This window comes from Lactococcus garvieae subsp. garvieae, from assembly GCF_029024465.1.
In the GTDB taxonomy this organism is placed as follows: Bacteria; Bacillota; Bacilli; order Lactobacillales; family Streptococcaceae; genus Lactococcus; species Lactococcus garvieae.
Genome location: NZ_CP118950.1, coordinates 324,716 through 347,196, shown reverse-complemented (window position 1 = coordinate 347,196; position 22,481 = coordinate 324,716). Strand labels below are relative to the sequence as shown.

The 22,481-nt window shown below is 40.5% G+C and carries 15 protein-coding genes and 1 tRNA gene; 2 read left to right on the top strand and 14 right to left on the bottom strand.

The features are described 5' to 3' along the window. Positions 1-10 precede the first annotated feature (10 nt). The 6 genes from PYW30_RS01770 to ligA form a co-directional block, all read right to left on the bottom strand. Positions 11-964, bottom strand: a complete 954-nt coding sequence (locus PYW30_RS01770; protein ID WP_042217444.1) for a CdaR family protein — start codon at positions 962-964, stop codon at positions 11-13. After that, positions 964-1,791: a diadenylate cyclase CdaA gene (gene cdaA / locus PYW30_RS01765; protein ID WP_003133945.1), complete on the bottom strand. Its 828-nt coding sequence runs from the start codon at positions 1,789-1,791 to the stop codon at positions 964-966. Before cdaA ends, PYW30_RS01770 begins: the two co-directional genes overlap by 1 nt. 117 nt (positions 1,792-1,908) lie before the next feature. Next, positions 1,909-5,556: a pyruvate:ferredoxin (flavodoxin) oxidoreductase gene (gene nifJ, locus PYW30_RS01760; RefSeq protein WP_096822668.1), complete on the bottom strand. Its 3,648-nt coding sequence runs from the start codon at positions 5,554-5,556 to the stop codon at positions 1,909-1,911. A 254-nt stretch (positions 5,557-5,810) separates the two neighbouring features. Beyond that, positions 5,811-6,947 carry an ABC transporter ATP-binding protein gene (locus PYW30_RS01755; RefSeq protein WP_042217449.1) on the bottom strand — a complete coding sequence of 379 codons (1,137 nt, stop codon included), beginning with the start codon at positions 6,945-6,947 and terminating at the stop codon, positions 5,811-5,813. Between the two features lie 113 nt (positions 6,948-7,060). Then, positions 7,061-8,062 (bottom strand): diacylglycerol kinase, encoded by a 1,002-nt coding sequence (locus tag PYW30_RS01750; protein ID WP_042217451.1) that lies wholly within the window; start codon positions 8,060-8,062, stop codon positions 7,061-7,063. After that, positions 8,059-10,020, bottom strand: a complete 1,962-nt coding sequence (gene ligA / locus PYW30_RS01745; protein WP_180752994.1) for an NAD-dependent DNA ligase LigA — start codon at positions 10,018-10,020, stop codon at positions 8,059-8,061. The genes PYW30_RS01750 and ligA overlap by 4 nt, the downstream gene beginning before the upstream one ends. Before the next feature lie 109 nt (positions 10,021-10,129). Here ligA and PYW30_RS01740 point away from each other — a divergent pair, with 109 nt between their 5' ends. Together PYW30_RS01740 and PYW30_RS01735 are read left to right on the top strand one after the other, a co-directional pair. Next, positions 10,130-11,251 (top strand): PASTA domain-containing protein, encoded by a 1,122-nt coding sequence (locus PYW30_RS01740; protein WP_042217456.1) that lies wholly within the window; start codon positions 10,130-10,132, stop codon positions 11,249-11,251. Beyond that, positions 11,251-13,392, top strand: coding sequence for a transglycosylase domain-containing protein (locus PYW30_RS01735; protein ID WP_042217457.1), 2,142 nt, complete (start codon positions 11,251-11,253; stop codon positions 13,390-13,392). The genes PYW30_RS01740 and PYW30_RS01735 overlap by 1 nt, the downstream gene beginning before the upstream one ends. A gap of 44 nt (positions 13,393-13,436) precedes the next feature. On the opposite strand, the gene PYW30_RS01730 is transcribed toward PYW30_RS01735, so the two are convergent. The 8 genes from PYW30_RS01730 to PYW30_RS01695 form a co-directional block, all read right to left on the bottom strand. Next, entirely contained in the window at positions 13,437-15,182 is a 1,746-nt protein-coding gene (locus PYW30_RS01730; protein ID WP_042217459.1) for an ABC transporter ATP-binding protein, read from the bottom strand. A 299-nt stretch (positions 15,183-15,481) separates the two neighbouring features. Continuing rightward, on the bottom strand, positions 15,482-16,594 hold the full coding sequence (locus PYW30_RS01725; RefSeq protein ID WP_042217461.1) for a glycoside hydrolase family protein: 1,113 nt from the start codon (positions 16,592-16,594) through the stop codon (positions 15,482-15,484). A 410-nt stretch (positions 16,595-17,004) separates the two neighbouring features. Further along, positions 17,005-17,075 (bottom strand) — tRNA-Cys (locus PYW30_RS01720). A gap of 141 nt (positions 17,076-17,216) precedes the next feature. Then, a complete protein-coding gene (locus PYW30_RS01715) occupies positions 17,217-17,549 on the bottom strand; it encodes a PTS lactose/cellobiose transporter subunit IIA (protein ID WP_014024262.1) in 333 nt (110 codons plus the stop codon). Between the two features lie 34 nt (positions 17,550-17,583). Then, complete coding sequence (locus tag PYW30_RS01710; protein WP_003133928.1) at positions 17,584-17,904, bottom strand: PTS sugar transporter subunit IIB; 321 nt, start codon at positions 17,902-17,904, stop codon at positions 17,584-17,586. Between the two features lie 91 nt (positions 17,905-17,995). Beyond that, on the bottom strand, positions 17,996-19,432 hold the full coding sequence (locus tag PYW30_RS01705; RefSeq protein WP_042217464.1) for a glycoside hydrolase family 1 protein: 1,437 nt from the start codon (positions 19,430-19,432) through the stop codon (positions 17,996-17,998). Next, on the bottom strand, positions 19,432-20,934 hold the full coding sequence (locus tag PYW30_RS01700) for a 6-phospho-beta-glucosidase (protein WP_003133925.1): 1,503 nt from the start codon (positions 20,932-20,934) through the stop codon (positions 19,432-19,434). Before PYW30_RS01700 ends, PYW30_RS01705 begins: the two co-directional genes overlap by 1 nt. A gap of 198 nt (positions 20,935-21,132) precedes the next feature. Beyond that, entirely contained in the window at positions 21,133-22,473 is a 1,341-nt protein-coding gene (locus PYW30_RS01695; protein ID WP_014024259.1) for a PTS sugar transporter subunit IIC, read from the bottom strand. Positions 22,474-22,481 lie beyond the last annotated feature (8 nt).

The window sequence follows — 22,481 nt, the reverse complement described above, 5'->3', positions numbered from 1 at the left end:
TTTTACTTATTTATTTTTTTACCGGAGTCATTGTTACTTCTAGTTGACTAGGTTTCACACTTGCTCCATCTGCCTGTACATCGACATTTACGGTCTCTTTTTCCGTAATATTAGATATATTTACAGTCGCATCAACACTCTCAATCTTATCTAGAGCACTCTGTTCACCTGAAATGGTGACGGTCTTCTGAGAGAGTGATGTCTTCATGTCTGAAAGACTTTGGTCAAGTGTCCCCGTTTTCTTTACATTAACTGGGACTGTTTTTGACGGCTTTTCCACACTTACTTTCATTTGTACTGTCGCCGGGCTGATTTGTGCAGGGAGTAATTTTCCGTCAGCATCAACTGCATGCAAGGTCACCGTACCAGAGTAATCATCATTCAAATATGCATCACTTGGCAAGGCCGCTTGGATGGCATGAATTTGTTTAATACTTGTTTCTCCTGCTGTTACTTTAACTTTTTCTTGACTCAGCTTGATGTCGTTAACTTTGAAACCATCTGGGAGCTGTGCTTGTTCAATCAAAGGTGTAACATTAAACTCGGCACTGGCTTTCTTTTCTAAGCGAACAGTCAAGGTTGTAGGTTCAATTTGTGCATTTATACCATTCGGAAGCTGTTGGATACGTACAGGCATCGTCACAGTTCCTTCTTTTGCATTGGACAAATCGACCACAAGATAAAAGTTACGCGAATCCGGGTTTTCTTCTGTATTAATCTGAACACGGTTGTAACTTGTCAGGTAAACATTGGCAGTATTGTTATAACCACTGGCAAAATACTCATCTGAATTATACTTGATTTCAATTGGTACATTAGAAATAGTCGTCGTGTAAACTTCTCCAGTTGTTGAGCTTCCTTGATTTCTCAATGCAGCAGAGCTTGCATTAAAAAATAAAATTACTGCAAAGAAAACGGAAGCTAAGATTGTAAAAAGTTTTGAAGCGAAAAAATTATTTCTCATTATTTTTTGCCTCCTGTTTCTTCTGGTCCCAAAATAGCGATAAGTTTTTCATGGAACACTTCTTTTGAAATATCCGCATACAACTCACCATTATAAGCGATAGATATTCCTCCTGTTTCTTCCGAAACAACAAGAACTAAAGCATCTGAAGCTTCTGATAAGCCAATAGCGGCACGATGTCGCGTTCCAAACTCTTTAGATATTCCAGTTTTCTCAGTTAAAGGAAGGTAAGCACTGGTAACAGCAATTTTATCATCTTGAATAATCACTGCCCCATCATGTAAAGGTGTGTTCGGAATAAAGATGTTGATGATCAACTCACTGGAAATATCTGCATCTAACCTTATCCCTGTTGAAGCATACTCACTCAGAGTTTGTGTTCGCTCAATGGCAATGAGTGCTCCAATTTTACGCTCAGACATATAAGCAAAAGACTTTTCATATGCCTCAATATAGCTATTGATGGACCGGTTACGCCCGCCGGATAAACGATTGGTCGTCCGACCTAACCCTTCCAAAGCTCTACGTATTTCTGGTTGAAAGATAATCACACCGGCTATTGCACCATAGGTAATCACTTGATTGAGTAGCCATTCTAAAGTGGTCAAACCGATCAAACCAGCAACTATTCTTATGAGCACAAAAATAATGACACCACGTACTAAGCTAACCAGTTTTGTACCTTGTACAAAACGCATAGCTAAATAAAGAAAAAAGCTCACAATAGCGATATCAATGATTGAAATGAACACACGCCAAGGCGATTGGTTTAACTCCAATATTTTTTGCCAGAAGTCAAGATTAAAAATTTGACTAAAATCACTCACATACTGCCCTCCTCACTGACTTATTCTTTTCCATTATAACAAAAATACCCTTTTTTATGTTATCTTCTACATTCAAAGAAAAAGTGACAATTTTAGCATTGCCACTTTTAAACTTTATTATTTTGCTTGACGTGCAGCTTTTCGTGCAGCTCGTCTTGCTTCACGCTCAGGATCGACCGGACGTTCTTTTCGTTCTCTTTTTTCACGAACCGGCTGCGCAGCTTTTTTATCCGAATTTTTTGCTTCACGAGCAATAAATTTCTCGTAATCTCCTGACATGCGGGCATAGCGTAGGAATTTTTTCTTCGCATCTGCTGCAGCTTTTGCATAAAGCAATTCTGCTTGTTCCGCATTGACTTTCATAAGGTTGGCAAAACGGGATTGCTTCACCAACAATTCTCTGACTTGTCCGAAATCTGGACGTTTAAAGTCTAGAGTGAGAGGATTTTTCCCTAAGTCTTCAAGTGCTGGATTATAGCGGTAAAGTTGCCAATACCCACTGTTTACTGCAGCTTTTGCTTCATCAAGCACCTTGCTCATTCCCTCATAGTTGCCATGGGTAATACATGGCGTGTAGGCAATAATGAGAGAAGGGCCATTATGTTTTTCCGCTTCATCAAAGGCTTTAATTGTTTGCATCATGTTTGCACCACTTGCGATTTGTGCTACATAAACATTGCCGTAAGTCATAGCCATAAAGCCAAGATCCTTCTTCGCAGCAATCTTCCCGCCGGAAGCAAACTGCGCAATCGCACTGGCCGGTGTCCCTTTGGAAACCTGTCCGCCTGTATTGGCATAGACTTCATTATCCATAACGAGAATATTTACATCTGCACCGCTGGCAATAACATGGTCCAAACCACCAAATCCAATATCATAGGCCCAGCCATCGCCACCAAAAATCCACTGTGTGGGTTTAACAAATTGGTCTTTTTCTTTGTATATTTCTTGTAGGAGAGCTGAATTTTCTTTTTCCTCTTTGAGCAGGGCTTTGAACTTTTCTGCACGTGCTCGTGTACCTTCAGAATCTTCCATATGCTCCACCCAATCTTCAGCTAATTGCGCTAATGTATCCGACATTTCAGGTAAGGCGACTTTAACTTGTGCTGCAAGTTTTTGACGTCTTGTTTGACTCGCAAACCACATACCATAACCGTATTCAGCATTATCTTCAAAGAGTGAGTTTGACCATGCTGGTCCTTGCCCCGCATGGTTTGTGGCATAAGGCGCAGCCTGTGACCCACCATAAATAGAAGAACATCCTGTAGCATTGGAAATCATCATACGATCACCAAACATCTGTGTCAGCAGCTTGATATAAGGTGTCTCACCACAGCCAGAACACGCACCAGAAAACTCAAAGAGGGGTTGGTTAAACTGTGTAGCAGCGACTGTACCAGAGCGTGCTGGATTTTCCTTTTGCTTAAGTGTCATCCCAAACGCCCAGTTGATGGCTTGTGCTTTTTGACTTTCATAAGGTACCATTTTTAGGGCTTGCCCTTTTTTCGGACAAGCTTCCACGCAGAGACCACAGCCTGTACAATCCTCGATAGAGACTTGAATCCTGTACTTGAGTCCGTCTTTGCCACGGTAATCCATTACACTGAAGCCCTCTGGTGCCACATTCCATTCATCTTCATCCGCGAGGAAAGGACGAATGGCAGCATGTGGACAGACAAAAGAACATTCGTTGCATTGTGTACATGCAGCGCCATTCCATTCGGGAACTTCCAAAGCGATACCGCGTTTTTCGAAAGCAGATATTCCTAGTGGACTGCTTCCTGCTGCTACATTGGTAGCCACATCCTGAACAGTTAATTGATCTCCCTCAAAGGCATTCACCTTATCTAAAAAGTTGAAGACATAGCGTTTACGTGCCGTATCTGCCGGAGCAGCTGTGATAACTTTTTCTTTTGTCTCAATCCATGAGCCAGGTACTTTTACTTCATGTAAATGATCTAGAGCTGCTTCCATCGCTTGTAAGTTTTGCTCTACAATCTTTGGCGATTTGCGGGCATACTTCTGTGCGTCCGCTTTAAGAATCTCATAAACCTTATCAAAGGGCATGATGTCGGTCAATTTAAAGAAAGCAACTTGCATGATGGTATTAATACGACGTCCCAAACCAGTAGTGTGTGCAATTTTTGCAGCATCAATAGTGTAGAAACGAATCGCATTTTCCGCAATATACTTTTTAAGCTGAGCAGGCAAATTTCGATCAAGTTGTTCATCTGTCCAGCTTGTATTGAGGAGGAAAATCCCTCCGGGGCGCAAACCTTTTGTTAAATCATATTGGCGCACATAAGTTGTATTATGGCAGGCTACAAAATTTGGATGCGAAATCATATATTCCGACTGAATAGGGCTGTCGCCAAAACGCAAATGACTTACAGTCAATCCACCTGATTTTTTCGAATCGTACTCAAAGGCACCTTGAACATATTTGTCCGTATGGTCACCGATAATTTTAATAGCAGCTTTATTCGCGCCCACGGTCCCATCTGAACCAAAGCCCCAGAATTTTGCTTGATAAGTATCCGCTGAAGTGAGATCCAAGTCCCCTGCAAGCGGTAGGGAAAGATGAGTCTGATCATCTTCTATACCTATGGTAAAGCTTTGATTCACAGTTTTATTTTTCAACTGTTCGAAAACTGCCACGATGTGCTCTGGGCGTGTATCTTTACCACCAATACCATAACGTCCACCAATAACAGAAATATTTTGCTCAAACAGCAGATCTTTAATATCGAGTAAAAGTGGCTCAGCATTACTTCCTGCCTCTTTTGTCCGATCAAGTACAGCTAGTGAAGTTACGGTTTTAGGTAATTTTTCGAGAAAGTTTTCTGATGGAAATGGACGATAAAGGTGGATATTCAAAAACCCTACCTTACGCCCTTGATGATTCAAGTAATCAACAGTTTGTCTCACTGTTCCTGCAACAGATCCCATACTTACAATAACTTCTTCGGCATCTGGTGCTCCATAGTAATCCACCAAATCATAGTCCGTACCACGCAAGTGATTTATTTCCCGCATATATTTTTGCACGCGTGCAGGAAGTTCTTCATAAAAAGGATTAACCGTTTCACGCTGTTGGAAATAGATGTCAGCGTTTTGATTGGTTCCTGACACGCTGGGGTGATCTGGATTCATCGCACGTTGACGGAAGGCCCTTAATTTTTCTTGGTTAATCAGTGGTGCCAGATCTTCGTAATCCAGAACATCAATTTTTTGAATTTCATGTGAGGTGCGGAAACCATCAAAAAAGTTTAAAAAAGGCACTGATGCTTCAATTGTTGTCAAGTGAGAAACAGCTGACAAGTCCATAACTTCTTGGACACTAGATGCTGCTAACATGGCAAAACCTGTCGAGCGCGCGGCCATAACATCCGAATGATCTCCGGAGATATTCAGTGCACCTGTTGCAATAGCACGCGCGGCCACATGAATAACCCCAGGAAGAAGTTCTCCTGCCATCTTGTACATATTAGGCAACATCAATAAAAGCCCCTGAGATGAGGTAAAGGTTGTTGCTAGAGCTCCAGCTTTTATGGCACCATGCAAAGCTCCAGCAGCACCTGCTTCTGATTGCATCTCGCTCAGTTTTACAGGTTGTCCCCAAATGTTTTTGCGGCCCGAGATCGACCAAGCATCTGTATAATCAGCCATTGGTGAACTTGGCGTAATGGGGTAAATCATTGCAATTTCAGAGAAAGCATACGCAACATGTGCAGCTGCCATATTCCCATCCATAGTTTTTTTCATGATAAAGTCCTTATGTAAAAGCATTTATTTGGTTTTTCATCAGAAGAAACGGTGTCATTTGTTTTTTCTGTGGAAACATTCCTGAAAATCCAAGAGCTCTTACGCTTAATTTTTTGACTATTTCTATTTTAGCACTTTTAACTATAGGCACCATGAGTGATGAGTGTCAAATACTTTTGACAAAAAAGTATAGAAAAACAGAAACTTATTATAAGTCTCTGCTTTTATGGATATAAACACAATCAGAATTTGATTTAAGCTTCTGTAATACGTACTTCGGTATCTTTATCAAAGAAATGTGCTTTATTAAGATTAAGTGTGACAGTGATTTTTTCGCCAGGCTGACGGAAGTCTCTTGCTTCTACACGAGACACGAGTTCTGCATCTCCTGCCTTAAGATAGAGCATTGTTTCAGCACCCAAAAGTTCTGAGACAGTAACTTCAGCATCGATTTGAGCATCAGGATAAGCTTCCTCTGCAAGGATTGAAGCTGAAATATCTTCTGGACGTATTCCCATGATGACTTCTTTTGAAGAATAACCTTTTTCTTTAAGAAGCTTGTGCTGGCCTTCTGGCAATGTCAAACTGATGCCTTCACCGATAAGTTTGTTGCCTTCAATTTTGAGATTTAAGAAGTTCATTGCTGGACTACCAATGAAGCCGGCAACGAATTTTGTCGCTGGTTCATTGTAAAGTTCTTGCGGTGTTCCGATCTGTTCAATGCGTCCGACAGTTCCTGATTTGTCCGCGTTCGGTGTAGAACTCATAATGACGATACGATCTGCGAGCGTCATGGCTTCAGTTTGGTCGTGGGTGACATAAATGGTTGTAGCTCCGATACGACGGTGAATTTTAGCGATTTCTGTACGCATAGAAACACGGAGCTTGGCATCCAAGTTTGACAAAGGCTCATCCATAAGGAAAACTTTAGCATCCCGAACGATGGCACGTCCCATAGCCACACGTTGACGTTGTCCACCAGACATATCGGCAGGTTTACGATCGAGAAGATCAGTCAACCCAAGAATCTTCGCTGCATTTTCTACACGTTGCTTAATGTCTTCTTTTTTATGCTTACGCAGTTTAAGTCCAAAAGCCATATTATCAAAAACAGTCATATGAGGATAAAGGGCATAGTTTTGGAAAACCATGGCTATATCACGGTCTTTAGGGGCAACATCGTTCATCAATTTACCATCAATGGTAAATTCGCCCTCTGTGATGTCTTCCAGTCCGGCAATCATACGTAAAGTTGTTGATTTCCCGCAACCTGATGGGCCAACAAAGACAATAAATTCTTTGTCTTTAACATCTAAATTAAAATCTTCAACCGAATACTGTGTAGCATTAGGATATTTTTTATAAACCTTGTCTAATTTAAGTGTTGTCATTGCTTCTCCTTAATCTTGTTGTATTTAAGCTACCTTCATTCTAATGCAAACGCTTCCGTAAAACAATGTCCAAACTGCACAAAAAAACTGTACATCATGTACAGTTTTAATTTTTATTTCACTTCTTCTTTGAGCTGTTCCGCTTCCTCAGTAAATTTCTGAGCAACAGCTTCGAGTTCTTCTTCCTCATCTCCCAGATAATGATCATTATTAATTTCGTCAAGGTTGACAAAAATTTCGATGTGACCATGGAGATTTCTGAAAGTTACTGGAGCATCGCCTCCATACTCGCCATCCACATTGATCATCATTTTTTTATCTGTGAGTGGTTCGACTTTAATTTGGCTTGATTTCAAATATTCAATATTTACATCATCCACGTGACTGCCCTTAATCACCATGGAAATCAAAGCAAGTAATTCGAACAAATTATCTGTCTTCACCAAAATAAGGGTAAAGAGCCCATCATCTAGTTTGGCATCTGGAGCAATTTTTTCAAATCCTCCAACAGAGTTAGTCAATGCCGCAAAGAACATGGAAATCTCACCTTCAAACACACCATCGTCATGCGTAACCTTGACTTTGCGTTTACGAATTTGTGGCAGCAAATCAACGCCTTTGGCAAGATAAGCCAAGTAACCAAAAGCTGTTTTCAAACGGCTTGGGACACTATAAGTCAGCTCTGTTAAGCTTCCACCAGCAGCAATATTAATAAAATACTCGGCATCATTCACTTGGCCCACATCAATATTCAAGGTCTGATTCTTACCGATCATTTCAACAGCTGCTAAGGGCTTATTCCGTGGAATTTTAAGTGCGCGTGCAAAATCATTGGTTGTCCCTGTGGGGATAATGGCTAATTTAGGCCTTTTATCAAATGGAGACATACCACTTACTATTTCGTTGATGGTGCCATCACCACCAGCTGCGACAATGAGATCAAAACCTGCTTCAGTAGCGCGTGCAGCTTCGTTTTGAGCAGATTGTGGTTCTGGAGTCGTCTGAAAAGCAGAGGCTTCATAGCCGAAAGTTTCTAACTTATCCAAAATGTCCGCGACATTTTTTTTAATGATTTCTTGCCCACTGCTTGGATTGTAAATCAATCTTGCTTTCATAAATTCAGCAACTCCTCTTCTGACCAAACTTCTATACCTAAATCCTGTGCTTTAGCCAGTTTTGACCCAGCATCTGCTCCAGCTATAACTAAATCTGTCTTTTTAGAAACTGAACCTGAGACATTTGCGCCTAAAGCTTCCAGTTTTTCTTTTGCCTCTGTTCGTGTCATGGCTGTTAATTTCCCTGTTAAAACAACAGTTTTCCCTGATAATACACTGTCTGTCTTCGGCTTAAGGCCAAGATAGTCGAAGTTGACTCCTGCTTCTGCCAATTCTTGAAGCAAAACTTGTGCACCCTCTGTTGCAAAATAAGTGGTTACAGCTTTGGCAATAACTGAGCCCAGGCTTGGAATTTCGGCAATTTCTTCTAAGCTTGCTTGCGACAAGGCACGAAGATTACCAAAACGCTCCATTAATAATTTGGCAGCTTTCGATCCGACATGGCGAATGCCCAAACCAAAAAGGAGTTTTTCAGCGGAATTTTCTTTTGAAGCTTGAATTGCATTTAATAACTTGGTTGCCGACTTTTCTTGAATTTTATCAAGGGCCACTAATTCGTCAAACTGCAGCTTATAGATATCTGCCACATCTTTAATTAAGTTATTTTTGAAAAGTTGCGTCACTATCGATTGACCTAAACCAGAAATATTCATTGCACCACGACTGGCAAAGTGAATGAGTTTTTCACGATTTTGTGCTGGACAAAGCGGATTGATACAACGTAAAGCGACTTCATCTTCAAAATGCAAAAGCTCAGTTGAACATTCCGGACAATATTGAGGGATTTCCATTTCTACAGAATCTGCTGGACGTTTCTCAAACAAAACACGTTGAACTGCTGGAATAATATCCCCTGCCTTATAGATCATGACTTTGTCTTTAAGACGGATATCCTTCTCCTTGATGTAATCAACATTATGCAAGGTAGCGCGTGATACTGTAGTCTGCGCTAAGGTCACAGGAACCATATTTGCTGTTGGTGTAACAACCCCTGTACGTCCCACTGTCCAATCCACAGAGAGGATTTCCGTTTCTGCCAGTTCGGCTGGAAATTTATAAGCGATTGCCCACCGGGGTGCCTTGACTGTAAAGCCTAGTTCCTCTTGTTCTGCCAGATTATTAACTTTGATGACCACACCATCAATATCATAGTCCAAGTCATCCCGAAGAGCGGCCACGCGCTCAATAAAGGTCCAGACTTCATCAATATTTCGTGCAAAAACACGTTCTTTATTGACGACAAGTCCTAGCTTTTCTAAGTACTCCAAAACTTCTTCTTGAGTATCATTTGTCGCAGGACTCGCTTCTTGATAAAGGAAGGTTGCCAAACCACGCCTAGTCACCTCTTTCGTATCCAACTGTCGTAAAGTGCCGGCTGCTGCATTACGGGGGTTGGCAAAGGAAGGTTTACCTTCAAGTTCACGTTCCTTATTGAGTTTGACGAAATTTTTACGTGGCAAATAAGCTTCACCACGCACCACAATATTAATAGGTTCTTTTAATACCAGAGGGACATCTTTGATTCGTTTAACATTTTCTGTAATGTTTTCCCCTACACTCCCATCTCCACGAGTCGCAGCTACGACAAGTTGACCAGCTGTGTATTTCAGAGAAAGTGAGAGGCCATCAATTTTTAACTCACAAATGTATTCAGGCTTTGGAATGACTTTACGTACACGTTCATCGAAATCTTCCAGCTCTTCACGCGAAAAAGCATCTGCTAGGCTGTAGAGATTATATTCATGGGTATATTTTTCAAATCCTGAGAGTACGACATCGCCTGTACGATGGGTCGGCGAATCAGCCCGTACCAAATGTGGGTTATCGTGTTCTAGGGTTTCTAACTCACGATAAAGGCGATCATACTCCGCATCTTCAACCGAGGGCATATCCAAGGTATAGTACTCGTGAGCATACTTATTTAATAGCTCCGTTAAATCTTTGATCTTTGACTCGATATTCATACTAATAATTTTATCATATTTTTCGGTTTCCTCTGAGAAAGAAAGTTGTTATAATGGAGAAGTTCAATAGCTTATGCTAAGCTTAATTTTTATGAGGTTTTTAATGAAGAAAAATATTTTTAAAAAGGTTGTGATTGTACTGACGGTCTTGTTCAGTATCATCATCATAACATCTGGTATTCTTGGCCGACAGATACTTTTTCGTGATTATCCTGTTTTCCAGTCAATGTCCCAAAAAGAGATTGTCGAAACCACGAATATCCTACCCGAGGATAACGACTATATCAAAAAACTAAAAAACAACGCACTTGACGTCTATCTGAGCAATGCTTCCAGTGAACTGGCAGAAAAACTCGGAGAGAATGAAAAACGTGTCAATAGTATCGTCAATGGCGAACTTCCTGAAACTCAGTTTTCGCAAAATCAGGAAGAACTCCAACAAGCGCTGGGTGCAAGTGATGAGCAGATGAAGCAACTTTCTCAAACTTATGAGAATGCCCGTCTTAATCGGTCCATTGATCAGCTCCAAGCAGAAACCAAAACTTTAAAAGCTGAAGAGTTGCCTCAGTTTATTCAAGATGCAAACCAATTGACGCAGCAAACTGAAAAGAGCATTCAGTCTTATATTGAAGATAATAATGCTGTTTCCAAATCAACGATTTCTGCTTCTGTTCAAGCGCTCAATGATGCAAATGCCATCCTCAATAACTTTACACAGTTTGTTAACTATACCAATAACTACACAGCAATATCCCAGCTTCAATTTGATAAAATTTCTACCAATAATTCACTCATGGCAGACTTTCTCCCGGTCTTTAACAAGGTAAATGCTTATCTCAGCCAGAAGGAAACCGTGGAGGCGCGCATCAAAGAATTAACAGACTTTCAACAAAAAGTCGAAAAATCAGAACAATTGAAAAATTCAAGCGTAGAACTGCCTAATCTCAAAGGTCAAACCCTTGCGGCCATAAGAAAACAAGCAGGCACCAATTATAAAATTGAAGTGGAATCAAACAATGAGGACAAAGACACAGCGACTGTCACTAAACAAAATCCTGACCCTTCTCAGTACGATCGTATTCTAAAAGGTGAGACAATCAAGGTTCAAACGCAAAAGAAAACTGAAGAAAAGAAAGCTTCTGCCGATTCTGCCAAAAAAGACAAAGAAAAAACAGAGACCTCCAAAAAAGAGGCCACCAAAGCTAAAAAGAAAGGAGATGAATAATGGCTAAAAAAATAATTCTTCGTACCCTTGCTGTTCTTTTTCTGCTCTTCTTATTTGTAGGCGCTGTCGGTGCTGCAGGAGCTGTCTATCTCCTCGATAAAGAATCACACTTGGCACATACGATCGAGCTTAAGCCTTCCCCACAAGCCATCTCCCAATCCTTTACTATTACGGATATTAATGGCGAAGCCCTTCAAGATTCTTCAAATATCTATAAATACATTCCAGCGCAACTCTCAGGAAAAGATAAAAATATCCCTGAACTTTACACAAAAGCTTTGGTCGCCGTGGAAGATAGCGACTTCTATTCCCGTAAAACCAAGGGCTATTCTATCAAAGGAGTGGCTAATGCGGTCTTATCAGAAGTACTTACGAAATTACATCTCGCAAACGGTGCACGTGGCGGCTCAACTCTTGATCAACAATTGGCAAAAAATATTGCACATGGTGGTTTTACTGCCGATAAATCATTGACTCGAAAAATTGTCGAATTGATTGATGCACATAGCCTTGCTGAACGCTATTCTCGAGAAGAAATTCTCACCAGTTATCTGGACTCCTTGCGTTTGACACCTGAAACCATTGGTCCTGGTGCTGCTTGGAACAATCTTTTCTCGACACCAATGCTCACCTCAGAGAAAACGCCCCTGTATATTGCTCAAATTGCTTATTTAGCGGGGCTCGGTCAAGCACCTTCAACTTATGTTCAAGATTTTGAAGGCGCAGGGAAACAACGCGCATTGACTGTTCTTTCGGTGATGAAGTCCAACAAAATCATCTCTGAGCAAGAATACAAGGACAGCGCTGAAGCAGTGAAAAAAGAGCTGACACTTAAGCCAAGTTATACACAAGGTATCCCACATGCTTACCAAGCCTATATTGCTCAGGTACAAAAAGAGCTCGGCCAGATTGCTTTACCAAGAAACGCTAAGGTTGTTGTCAAAACATATGCGACGAAAGGACATCTCGATTATCTAGAGAGCGTAGCAAATCATACCGCACCCGATGTCTCAAATATTCCACGTAATAACCTGCCAGAAGGGACTTTAACTGCAATATCAGTGGTGGATACCCAAACAGGTCATATCTTAGCTTTAAATACAAATTCGGACAATCCACAATTGCCAATTTCCTCTGGACGTTCTTCAGGTTCAACAATCAAACCCTTACTCGATTATGCACCCGCTCTTGAATATGGCTATATTAATGAAAACAGTACCTTGAATGGTAATGCTACAACATACGCTGACGGCACACCCCTGATGAATTACGGTGGGAATAATTATGGTCCTGTCCCTGTCGGTTTTGCCCTTGGTAACTCTTTGAACTCTGCAGCCCTTCAAACCTTTAACATGACCAATAACGAGCAAAAAAACAGCATTATGCAGCCACTTGGTATTGCTTCTGTCAAATATGACCAAGAATCCATGTCTATTGACTACAATTTGTCATCTTTACAGTCTGCATCTGCCTATTCTGCGATTGGTAATGATGGCGTACGCGTTACACCTACTGCTGTGGCCTCTGTCACTGTAAATGGTCAAGAACTGCCGCTTACTCAGCCTGAATCACAACGTGCCATGAGTTCTTCAACAGCTCGTTCCCTCGTTAATCTCATGCAAAATGTTACACAGCCGAATGGTTCCGAGCCTTTAGCTGCACAGCCGCAATGGCCGAATGCTTTCGCTACTAAGTCTGGCCTCTCCAATTTCCCCGATACTGCCACAGAACCTGCACGTAGTCAAGGAGCTCCTGATGCTTGGATGGCTGCTACTTCTACGGGAGTTTCAACCGCTGTATGGGTCGGAAGCCCAGATATGAGTGGGAAATATTATGTCCCAGCTGCGCCCATTGAACAAGAAAACAACATGCGTGTCTATCTTTTGAACAACACGATCAGATACATGAATCAAGGCAGAAATGTGCCGCCATTTAGTTACTCAGGTACAGCCATGTCCCATGAACCTCTCTTACCAGAACTGCCTCAGCTTACTGAGCCACCAACGCCCCAAGCTATCCAGCAAGCCAAAACCTTTGATGCTGTTGCTCCAAGTGTTACTCCTGGTTTAGAAGAATTTTATCAACTGCATCGTCAAGATAAACTCTTAGATGCTGGCTCCGTATATGGTGCTAAAAACTAAGGTCTTCGTAGTAAAAAAAGCTGCTTGTATGCAGCTTTTTTTATTTATGATGCAACAGTAAGTTGTTCTTGAACATACTGTGCATAAAGTGGGTGTGATTTTACAAGAGCGCTGTGTTTACCTGCTCCTGTAATTGCTCCCTTTTCAATAAAGTAAATGTTATCTGCATCTACAATTGTGGATAAGCGATGGGCGATGACTAAGGTTGTTCTGCCTTTCATCAGACTATCCAAAGCTTTTTGAACCATTGCTTCAGATTCTGAATCTAGACTAGCTGTGGCTTCATCGAGCATGAGAATTTTTGGATTACGCAAGAAGGCGCGCGCAATAGCCAAACGCTGACGTTGTCCACCTGATATCTTCACGCCGCGTTCCCCTACTTGTGTGTCTAATTTATCGGGCATATTTTCGACGAAACCTCGTGCAAAAGCCAAGTCTAGCACTTCCCATAGTTGTGCATCACTGTATGTACCGTCCAAACCATAGGTCAAATTGTCGCGGATTGTTCCTGCCATAATCGCTGAATCTTGTGAAACAAATCCAATTTGGCTCCGCCAATCTTTGAGGGCTAAGCTTTCAATATCATGATGTCCCATTGTTAACTTTCCTCCTGTTGGTTTATAGAAGCGTTCCAAAATAGAGAAAATGGTTGATTTCCCACCTCCAGAAGGACCTGCAAAGGCAACAATAGTATTTGGTTTGGCTTCAAAAGTAATATTTTTCAATATTTCTTCAGAGTCATCATAGGAGAAACTAATATTTTCCGCACGTAAAACTTGGCCTTCAATATCTAGATTTTCTCCTAGACTTAACTGCTCTTGTTCTTCTTCTAAAACTTCATTCAGACGTGCTGTGGCTCCTGAAGCTTTAGAACTTGCGGTAAAGAAAAGCGCTAGAGTAGGAACAGATCCAATCATGTTCATAAGATACATTAAGAAGCTCATCAAAGTAGCCATCGTCATTGCTCCCACGGCCACACGATGAATGCCGTAGAGCAGCAACCCGAAGATGGTTGACATCATTAACAACATCATGATTGGTTGCATGGATCCATCAAAAATTGCTTCACGAAGCCCGATTTTATAAAGTTTGTTGATGTTTTTTTCCGCGGACTGTGTCGCTTGTACTTCCGCATTGGAAGATTTGACCAAACGAATTTCACTAAGCACTTCACTTGCTGTGCCAGAAAATCCTGCAAGAGCATCTTGCCGCTGAATCCCGAATTTTCGACCAAAAGTGGCCAGGGGCATGATAATCAACGTCGCAATAGGAACAGCTATCACCATTGCTACGGTCATTTGCCAATCCATACGAAACATCATAAAAATTGAACCCACAAGTAGCAAAAGGCTTGTTAAAGTTTGAGGTACAGTATTTGCTAAAAGATCTTTCACTTGTGTCGTATCATTAACCAAGCGGCTTCCAATCTCTCCTGTTTTGACTTCATCAAAGTACTTCACAGGAAGGTGAACCATCTTATTCCACACTGTTAAACGTAATCTTTTTACTACATTTTCTCCAAAAAAACCAAGCACTGAGGCACCGATAGCACCAAGTAAGGCCGAAAGGATATAAACCAGAACTACATTACCTAAAAGACCATAATCAATTCCTTGTGCAAATCCTGAAATAAGTGGCTGTATCATTTGCGGTACAATGAGCTGGAGTACCGCTCCCACAATGCCTGACAACATCCCAACAGCAAAGTAGGAGTATTTCGGTTTACTCTTTGCAATCAGTTTTAGAAAATCCTTACTTTTTATTTTATTGGCTTTTATTTCTTTTTCCATTTTTATCTCCTTTAATTACTTAGTTTTCATTTCAACCAAACTAACAAAAACGATTATAAAACTTTTAATTAGTTTTGTTAACGATAAAACTAATTATTTTGAAATAAAAAAACCAACCCTTAAGGTTAATGTTTTAGCTACAGTAAGTATTAAAATGGTAACCATTAGAATTTATGGTCCAGTAAATCCACCTGCTTTCTGGCTATAATCTGCTTCAATAGCTTCCTTTTTTAGATATTAAAAAAGCCACCAATTCTGGTAGCTTTAACACAGTAAATTTTGCCCTTTTACACTATCTTTTACCCTTTAAGTTTATTAAACATGCTGCGCATTTCATCATCTTTCATTTTGATAACAGGACATTTGAGGCCTTGTTTTAAATTATTAAGTGTCCCTGGGTTTGAAATCCAAGTGAATTTTCCATCTGTAATAAAATAATTATTTTTTTCTGTTTCTATGATAAACATTTCTTCTTCTCCTTTATTTGTTTCTGATCCACCAGATACTGGTGTGTTAAATAAGTTTACTTCTGCTTGTCGGCGTTTTTTCAAGCCCTCTTCAAATGCAGAGCCTTTATTAATATAGTTTGGGAATGATGCAGTAATATAACTGTTTGAAGCATTTTTTTCCCACCCATCTTGTGCGAAAATACCCGCTCCAAGATTATAAGTAAAACTTGCCATTGCATCAAATTGATTTTGATTAAATGTGCGAGTAAAGTAACTATTAATTGCATTCTCATACACTTTTAAATCTGTAACAAGTTGTTTATCTGCTTGAGCTTGGGTCCATGTGGTCACACCAGCAACTAAATTAGTATTGCCTTTATTTTCCGCATGGCCCCATCCAATAGTAATTTTTCCATCACCAATATCATAAGCTGTAAGACGGCATCCTTCAAATTGTTTAATAAGGTTTAAACCATTTGTGCCTGTAGATGTTGCTTTACCACCATCTCCAGGTGAAGGTGCCCCACCTTTCGGACGAACAATCTTATCAAAGCCATACCAACTCCATGAATTTTCTCCCGGCAGGAGTTGAGCATACTGTGCGTTCAAAATATTTTGTTCAAGTGTTGTTACATTATTTCCTGCAGTGGACACAACAATACCTGTGTGCCCACTCCCTGGAACTTTACTTGTGCTAATAAAGAAAATATCTCCGGCACGCAATTGGCTAAATAATGGTGTATTAATCACATCAAATCCAATAGCAGCCCAATTTGTTTGTGTTGCTACGTTCCATGATGTATAGGCGTCCGTTCCCGGAAAATAACCCCATTCATCCAGATCATTCGCAAGTTGTTGTCTGCCCGTTTCTGTGATGAACCAGTCTTTCATCAAGTCACCACATTGACCTGCTCCAACCTTTTTTCCGTTTACTCGGTTGGAATAGTCCACAATGTTTTCCATTTGACCCTCCTTCTGATCGATGTACGTTCAATATTTTTTAATATTAAAGCGGACATCTTAATAATTTTGGTAAGCCATAGATATTCGTCAATACATATTTTACCTTGCCTAAAATAATAAACAGCTGCATTTTTTAGGAATAACTTCATGTTGGAATCGAACCAACAGTCTCATACAGACTTGCCATTTTGAAGCCCTATTTAATTATATGACCGAATTTTGATTTGTTTCAGGTTGGAAAATCACACCCTCTATAATTCGAAATTTTCTGCTTGAAGATGGTTATCAAGTTTTCCTTTAATGCCGATCACATTTATAATTGTAAGCCCTAATTTTAAATTGTTTTAGGTAAAAACAAAAAAAAACTGCTGAATTCAGCAGTTTTTTTATATTATACAATCTATTGTGAAAGGCGGCAGACGGATTTGAACCGACGATCAGGCTTTTGCAGAGCCATGCCTTACCACTTGGCTATGCCGCCACAACATTAATCATTATATCGAAATTTAAGGATAAAAGCAAGAACTTTTACAGTTTCTCAGATTTTACTCCACAAGGCAAAATGAAAAGCCCTAAGCATTTCCTCTTAGAACTTTTCTTTTTTCTCAAAGTATTATCGCAATTAATTTGCTGCTTTTTCTAAAGCTTGAATACGTTTTTCTTGGCTAATAATTTCTGTAGCCAAATCTTTGAAGGTAATTGCGTTCATCAGATGGTCTTGCGCATGTACCATATAGAGATCGATTTCTGTATGGATACCTTGTGCTTCTTTTGTCAGCATATCTGTTTGAACATCATGGGCTTGGAGCAACTCTTGGTTCGACTCCTGAAGCGATTTTTCTGCTGCTTCAAAATCTCCATCTTTTGCTTGTTGGATTGCTTGAAAGGCTAAGCCTTTAGCATTTCCACCATGCATGATGATTCCCATCACAATTTCCATTCTTTCTTCGTTCATTACTTCCCCTTTTATTTCGTCGTCTTTACTTCTTTTATTTCATTAAAGCTTCTGCTGCTTCAAGGACTTTATCACCGCGCATCATACCGTAGTCTTGCATTTTGATTACATCCATTGGTACATCAGCAGCTTGTGCTTTCTTTTGTACCTCTGCCTTCATGAAGCCTACTTGAGGGCCTAGGAGAAGGACATCTGGTTTAGGGGTAGCAGCAAGCATGTTATCGATGTCTGCTGTTGATTTTGCGAAAATTTCGTAATCCAATCCTTTATCCGCTGCTGCTTTTTGCATTTTAGAAACCAAAAGTGATGTTGACATGCCTGCTGCGCAAGCTAAAGCGATTATTTTATCAGCCATAATTATTTTTCCTTCTTTTTCTTTTTATAGTCTTAAGTATACCGCTTTCATCAATATTTTGCAAGTGTTTTCATATAGACAGAGAGAGACTTTAGATACTGTCCCCATTCTCTTTAATGAGTGCTTGATACCAATAGTAAGAATCCTTAGGAATTCGTTTCAGGCTTCCTTCCATACTTTCATCCTGATCAACATACACAAAGCCATAGCGTTTCTGATAACCGTTCAACCAACTGAGTAAGTCAGTGTAAGACCATGTATGATAACCAATCACTTGAACGCCATCCGTTAACGCTTCTTTTATAGCTTTCACATGACTTTCCAGATACTTGATACGGTAATCATCATGAATTTGTCCTGCCTCAAGCTTGTCGTATTCTCCTAGACCATTTTCCGTAATCATCACAGGCATGCGGTAACGGCTGGCAATTCGACGTAATGCGATACGCAGTCCCATTGGATCAATTTCCCAATCCCAGTTTGTACGTTCAACGGCAGGATTAGTTACTCGTTTGTACAAACCCGGAATGCCTTGGTCTCCTCCTGAACCTTTGACTCCAGTCGTGTTCATTTTACCAAGTGTTACTCCACCTTCGCGTGGATTCCAAGCATTGGCAGCCGTTTGATAATAATTAATCCCTAAAAAGTCTGGTCGAGCTGATTTTAAGAGTTCAAAATCGCCTTCTTCGGTTTCAAACATCAGATCATTTTCTTTAAGATAATTCAAAGCTACAATAGGATATTCGCCGTAGCAATAGACGTCCATCCAAAAATGGGCAAACATTTCCTCTGCGTTTTCAGCTGCCAAGACATTAAGCGGGTCAGAATCAATCGCGTAGTTTGGGGTGTAAGCAAAGGAAGGACCAATTTGACCGGGCATATCCATTTCATGAAAAGCGTTGATTACAGCTGCATTAGCCAAATTTGCATGGTGATTGACTTGATAGAACAGCTTCATATCTACCTTACCAGGTGGGTGCGTGGCCAGGATCCAGCCATGCTGTGTAAAGATGTTTTGTTCATTCAAGGACACCCAATATTTCACTTTTCCTTTAAAAGCTGTAAATAATGTTTGCGCATAATGGACAAAATCCTCAATAATCTGCCGACTTTCCCAACCTTGATATTCTTCTTCAAGAGCTTGTGGTAAATCCCAATGATAGAGAGTCACTACCGGTTCGATATGATTGGCAATCAACTCATCAACCAAATCCATATAGAATTGTAAGCCTTGTGAATTAATTTCGCCGCGTCCTTCAGGAAAAATACGGGTCCAAGCAATTGAAAAACGATAAGACTTCAAGCCCATTTCAGCCATAAGCGCTACATCTTCTTTGTAGCGATGGTAGTGATCAACAGCAATATCTCCTGTTGTTTCCTTAAACGTTTTCCCTGGTATACGAACAAAATTATCCCAAACCGATGGACCTTTTCCATCCTCGTCATGCGCACCTTCAACCTGGTAAGCTGCCGAGGCCGAGCCCCATAAAAAGTTATCGGGGAAAGCTTTCAGTTTTTTATGTTCCATTATAATTTCTCTCCGTTCGATGCAATAACTTGACTGTACCACTCAAATGAATCCTTCTTCGAGCGTTCCAAGCTGCCATTTCCTTCATTGTCTTTATCTACATAGATAAAACCGTAGCGTTTTTTCATCTCTCCAGTCCCTGCAGAAACGAGATCAATAAAGCCCCATGGTGTGTAGCCCATCAAATCTACGCCATCGTATTCCACAGCATCTTTCATTGCTTCAATGTGTGCTTTCAGATATTCCACACGGTATGGATCATGAATGCGCCCATCTTCTTCGACTTTATCCACAGCACCAAAACCATTTTCTACAATAAAAAGTGGTTTTTCATAACGCTCATTGAACCAGTTCATGCTATAACGCAGACCTAGTGGGTCAATTTGCCACCCCCATTCTGATGCTTTGACATATTGATTTTTTACCAAATCTCGGTTTTCAATATAATCAAAAGTTGGCGCTCCCAGATTTTCTTGATTTTCCATTTTTTCCGCTGTACTTGGCATATAATTGAGCTTAAGACTTGGATCAAGCTTTTCCGCCTGATCTTTAATAGCAAAACTCATATAATAACTAAAGCCGATATAATCTACTTCTCCTTTGGATAAATCTTCAATATCTTCTGGAGTAATATCTAAATCAAAAGCCTTGCGTTCAAAATATTTAAGCATATAGCTTGGGTAATGTCCGCGCGCATGTACATCGGTAAACCATAAACGACGTTGCATGGCAACCTGTGCTGCCATCATATCTTCAGGTTTACATGTTGCAGGATAAATAGGACACATCGCAATCATGCAACCAATTTCGAAATCAGGGTTAATTTTATGTCCGAGATCCACAACTTTAGCAGAAGCAACTAATTCATAGTGTGCCGCTTGATACATAATCTTTTCACGGTTCTCACCCTCTACAAACTTCAACCCAGAGTTCGTAAATGGTGCAAAATCCATATCAAAATTTGCCTGATTATTTATCTCATTAAATGTCATCCAGTATTTAACTTTATCTTTATAGCGGGTCATGACTACTTCAGCAAATCTTACAAAAAAGTCAATCAAACGGCGATTACGCCAGCCACCATACTCGGTAACCAAATGATAAGGCATTTCAAAATGTGAAAGCGTGATGACGGGCTCAATCCCGTTTTTCAAACATTCATCAAACAAATCATCGTAAAACTGAAGCCCTTCTTCATTAGGCTCACGTTCATCTCCATTAGGAAAAATACGGGTCCAAGCAATGGATGTACGGAAACAATTTACACCTAACTCTGCAAAAAGTTTGACATCCTCTTTATAGCGATGGTAGAAGTCAATGGCTTCATGGTTAGGATAATTTTCACCGGGTAAGACACCATCTGTAATTCGGCGCTCAACTCCGTTTGCTCCAGCAGTCATAACATCGGCCACAGAAACCCCTTTGCCTCCTGCATTCCAGCCACCTTCAAGTTGGTGAGCAGCAACAGCACCGCCCCATAGGAAATCTTTTCTTAAAGTCATTTTTCTTCTCTCTTTCCTCTAATTCTATTGATTTAACTTTAAATCTTTTACAAGATTTGAACTTGTGCGCCCTTTAATTCTTAAAATCCCCCTTTTTCTAGACACTCCGTTCTCCTCTACAAACATAAGCTCCTCAAGAGTTATTGAGCTTACATTTATACAAGAGAGATTAAGCCAGCGCTTAATCTCTTCTCACTGTTATGCTTGTTCAGCTTGCTCTGCCTCATATGCTTCTTTTTCTTGTTGTACAAGAATTGCATCATATTTTTTAGCAAATGGCCAGTATATCGCACCTGTCACAAAAATCATCAAGGCTTGCCATGCTGCACCTTGCCATCCCCCAACAATCAAACCTGAAAGAATAGGTGGTGTTGTCCATGGGACGAAGATCCCGTTAAACGGCGGGATAATGCCCAGTGCAATAGCTGCATAAGTTCCAAATCCTGAAACGAGTGGTGCAATCAAGAATGGGAAAGCTAAGATTGGGTTTAAGACAATCGGCATACCAAAGAGGACAGGCTCATTGATATTGAAGAAGGCTGGCGCCAATGTTAACTTACCAATAGTTTTCATTTGCACCGAACGTGCACGATAAATCATAAAGATAACGAAACCAAAAGTCATTCCTGAACCCGTAACCGTAATAAACTGATCCATGAAGGCTTGCGTAACAATATGGGCACCGTGATCAAGTGATAAATTCCCTTCTTGGAACAACTTGAGGTTATCGGCGTTGTTAGCCAAGAGTAACGGTGTCATGATCCCACCAATAACTGTGGCTCCATGTACCCCAAACCACCAGATAAATACAGGTAAGAATGCAATTAAGAAGACACCAAGCGGCCCATCTGTAGCATGTTGCAACGGTGTTTGAATTAAAGTATAAATCCATTCAATCGGTGTTTGATCTGTTGTCAATACAGATAAAGCGTAGATCAGCATTGCTACAAAAGTAATAACGAAAGCGGGCACTAGAGCACCAAAGGAATCTGATACATTTGCAGGGACTTGTTCAGGTAGTTTAATACGGATATCTTTTTTCATGAACCATGAGTAAGACCAACCGACCAATAAACCAGCAAGCATGGCGAGGATCATTCCTTTCCCGCCAAGCCAAGCTGCATCGATGACACCATTGACTTGGTATTCTCCCACGACAGCAGAACCGTCAGCAATTTTAGTCACAGTTGAAATAGTGCTTGGTTGAAGCATAACCATGACAATAATAGAAGTCAAACCAGCAGAGGCACCTTCATAGCCTTCACTCTTCACCCAAGAATAAGCAATACCGAAGGCTGCAAAGAGGGCCATAATACCAAATGAAGCAGCATAGGCTTGGTTAAAAATAGGGGCCCAACCAATTTGTGAAATCCAGTCCGCAACATTTTGTTGGGGGAAGTTTGCTAAGATGAGGAAGATTGCTCCAATAATAATGAAAGGTATTGGATACAACATACCGTTTTTAATTGCTGTAACGGCTTTTGTGTTCAAAAATTTCATCATCGGAGGCATCAATTTCTCGTTGATAAATTTATTCATATTTTTAC